Here is a 2,756-nt window from a genome sequence, read left to right as displayed (position 1 = left end):
TGCACTCTTTTACCAACCGACCTAGCGTATTTACTCGTTTGAAGCCCTTGATTGGACGGTTCGCTCCTCTTAATCAATGGTATTAGTGTCGTCGGATGGATTCAAATTCTCAATGAATCCTCATTTTGCAAGAGCCTCTATTGAATTTAAGCCTATATGTTGCTAAAATCTTTTTCCATGAAGAAAAGTATGTTGCTTACACTCTTGCTCATTCTCCCTTCATTGCTTGCCGCCGGAGTTACAGCTACCTATACTACCTACCCTCTGCATCTGCAAAGCTATAACTCAATCTACCTTGACAAGTATGAGGGTATTGGGACCAACCACTATCAGGATCTCATGGCCATGCACATGGGACGATATACCATCAATACCGGTGGGGAAACAATCAATAACCTTGCCCTCCTCTCCAATATCTCGAATGAGTTTTTATTCAGTGGACGGACATGGTGGAATCCCCAAAGTTCGACCGAACTAGGTTTCCACGCTGTGGCAATCCTTAAATTCGAATCACAATTGTATAATTCAAACCTTAACCAAGGCTATAAAAATCCAATCAACCCAACCGACACTTCGATGACAGGAGATATTACTATCGATTTCTACTTGATCTCCTACAATCCAGCCAGCGTATTCATTGAAAATGAAGAGTACACCCATACGTCAGGAACCGTAGGCACTTTCTCTGTCTCATTCTCGACCGGTGATGAGGACTTCTGGAATGCTGAATGGGAACCTGTCGTGGATGAAAGCAACCAGCCGATTCCGGCGCAACACTATCTGGGATCTGGAGAAGAAACTCCTGATGAGGGTGTTCCCTACGGGGATCCCGAGTTTCACAGTAGCTTTGTCATTCTCAATAATGAAGAGGAGTTTGATATATCCAAAGCCATTGGCAAAAAAAAGGCATACATTGCTACCGCTCAAGTAACAATAAGCAATGCGGACACCACCAAGCCTTGTGGAGTACGACTTACCTTCACCAACCAGACCAACACAGATACCTTCATGATGAGACATGAGAATGCGTCGGTTTCCCAGACCATTGCGTATAAGCTCTTCTTCAACGGGTCTACCATTGATTCAGGAGATTCTGTGGACTGGGACGGCCTTTCCAATGGGGTATTCACCGAACCAATCAAAGTAACCCAAATCAAGAAAAGTGATGTTGATAATTTGCTGGAGGGAACATACCGCGATACCATAACAGTGACGCTCACCCCCAAGGATAGCGTGTAACCTGTACAACAGAGACTACCCATTGCCCTTTATGGTGCTGCAATGCTTCTTAGCAAAGTAGTGAGTCACATCTTCCATAATTCTTAGCATTCATTTACAAAATTCGTTAGAGACACAGACGTGAGGCACAAATCCACACGTGCGGGTTTGGGCCTTGTTTCAGAATTTTTGAAATAATGCCATTGAACGAATCCTAGCTGCTATGGGGAAAACAAAGCTCCCATCTTCCTGAAAATAAACGGTAAGGTGGGACTGAGGTGCCGGAGAACCGGCTGACCAGACTGTTCTACCATGGGGGGAGCCTTTTTGGCAACAGACCCCCTTACCCCCAGGCAGTGAAGAGGGGCTAGAATACAAGCCATAAGATGTAGTTGTGTTTAGGGAGGGAGAGCCGGTGGCAAGAAGCTGCTTGAGAGCAGTCCCCCACATTCAGGGCAGACCGACAGGTTGACCTTGTAGAGCCTCAACACGGTTTCCTCCATGGTCTCCTTTTCGGGAACCCGCTTCTTGGTTTTTGTCATCACCATGCACATTGCAAGCTTGGTCTTCTTGTTCGCCGAGGCATAGATCCCATAGTGGCGTATTCTCGTGAAGCCGCAGGGAGGCACATGCAGGAGGAACCTCCTGATGAACTCCCCGTTGTCCAGTACCAGTATCTTCTGCCTGCCCTTGTCCTTGTAGTCCTTGTAGGTGAAGGTTGTCCTTTCAGCCGTCACCTCGACAAGCCTGCTGTTGGTGATGGCAGTCCTGTGGGTGTAGTTTCCCAGATACCGGTACACCCCTTCGGACCCCTTGAAGGGATTCTTGCAGTAGACAACCCACTCCTGGCCCATGACCGTATCCAGAAGGGTGTCGAACTCATCCTCGGCGAAGGCGATGCCACCCGTTAGGTAAGCCTTGCGCAACAATGACACGAACAGCCCCCTGAACTTCCTGGACATGGCCCTTACCGGCAGGAAGAACTTCTTGCTGCCTTGCCTCCATCCCATATCCGAATACCCGCCTCCGGTGACAATCATGTGGATGTGGGGGTGGAACGCAAGGTTCTTGCCCCAGGTGTGCAACACCGCTGTCATCCCCGGCAACGCCCCAAGATGCTCTTGTCGGCAGCAAGGGCTTTCACCGTCTCCGTGCTGACCTTGAAAAGCAAGTTGTAGAACACATCCTTGTTGGCCAAGGCCAACGCGTTGAAAGCCGAGGGAACGGTGAAGACCGCATGGAAATGCCTCACATCCAGTATGTTGCAGAGCCTTCCCTCGATCCATGCCTCCCTTTTGAGGGAGCCGCACTTGGGACAGCTGCGGTTGCGGCAGCTGTTGTAGCTGATGCGCGTATATCCGCAGGCACAAGAGTCGCTATGACCACCCAAGACCGCTGTCCTGCAGCGTAGGATGTCGTTGGCCGCCTTGTACTGGTCCTTGTCGAGTTGATTGTTGAGCCTGAAGCCATCGAACGAATGGGCGAGGATGTCCTGTACCTCAAAGTGTGGGCGTGTCAACATGGCGCGCTGCGTACTG

3 protein-coding genes are annotated in these 2,756 nt (G+C 49.6%); 1 reads left to right on the top strand and 2 read right to left on the bottom strand.

Annotated elements, in window-relative coordinates; all coding sequences use genetic code 11:
- The first annotated feature begins 177 nt into the window (after nt 1–177).
- On the top strand, nt 178–1,239 hold the full coding sequence (locus JF818_RS09050; protein ID WP_198891691.1) for a hypothetical protein: 1,062 nt from the start codon (nt 178–180) through the stop codon (nt 1,237–1,239).
- Between the two features lie 377 nt (nt 1,240–1,616).
- Here the strand turns inward: JF818_RS09050 and JF818_RS09045 are convergent, their stop codons facing one another.
- Together JF818_RS09045 and JF818_RS09040 are read right to left on the bottom strand one after the other, a co-directional pair.
- Nucleotides 1,617–2,258, bottom strand: a complete 642-nt coding sequence (locus tag JF818_RS09045) for a transposase (RefSeq protein ID WP_233066963.1) — start codon at nt 2,256–2,258, stop codon at nt 1,617–1,619.
- 53 nt (nt 2,259–2,311) lie between these two features.
- On the bottom strand, nt 2,312–2,740 hold the full coding sequence (locus JF818_RS09040; RefSeq protein ID WP_198891689.1) for a transposase zinc-binding domain-containing protein: 429 nt from the start codon (nt 2,738–2,740) through the stop codon (nt 2,312–2,314).
- Nucleotides 2,741–2,756 lie beyond the last annotated feature (16 nt).

The sequence above is a fragment of the Sphaerochaeta sp. S2 genome (genome assembly GCF_016406725.1).
Taxonomy (GTDB): domain Bacteria; phylum Spirochaetota; class Spirochaetia; order Sphaerochaetales; family Sphaerochaetaceae; genus Sphaerochaeta.
Note: the sequence above shows the minus strand (reverse complement) of the source record. Positions and strands in the feature narration are given on the sequence as shown.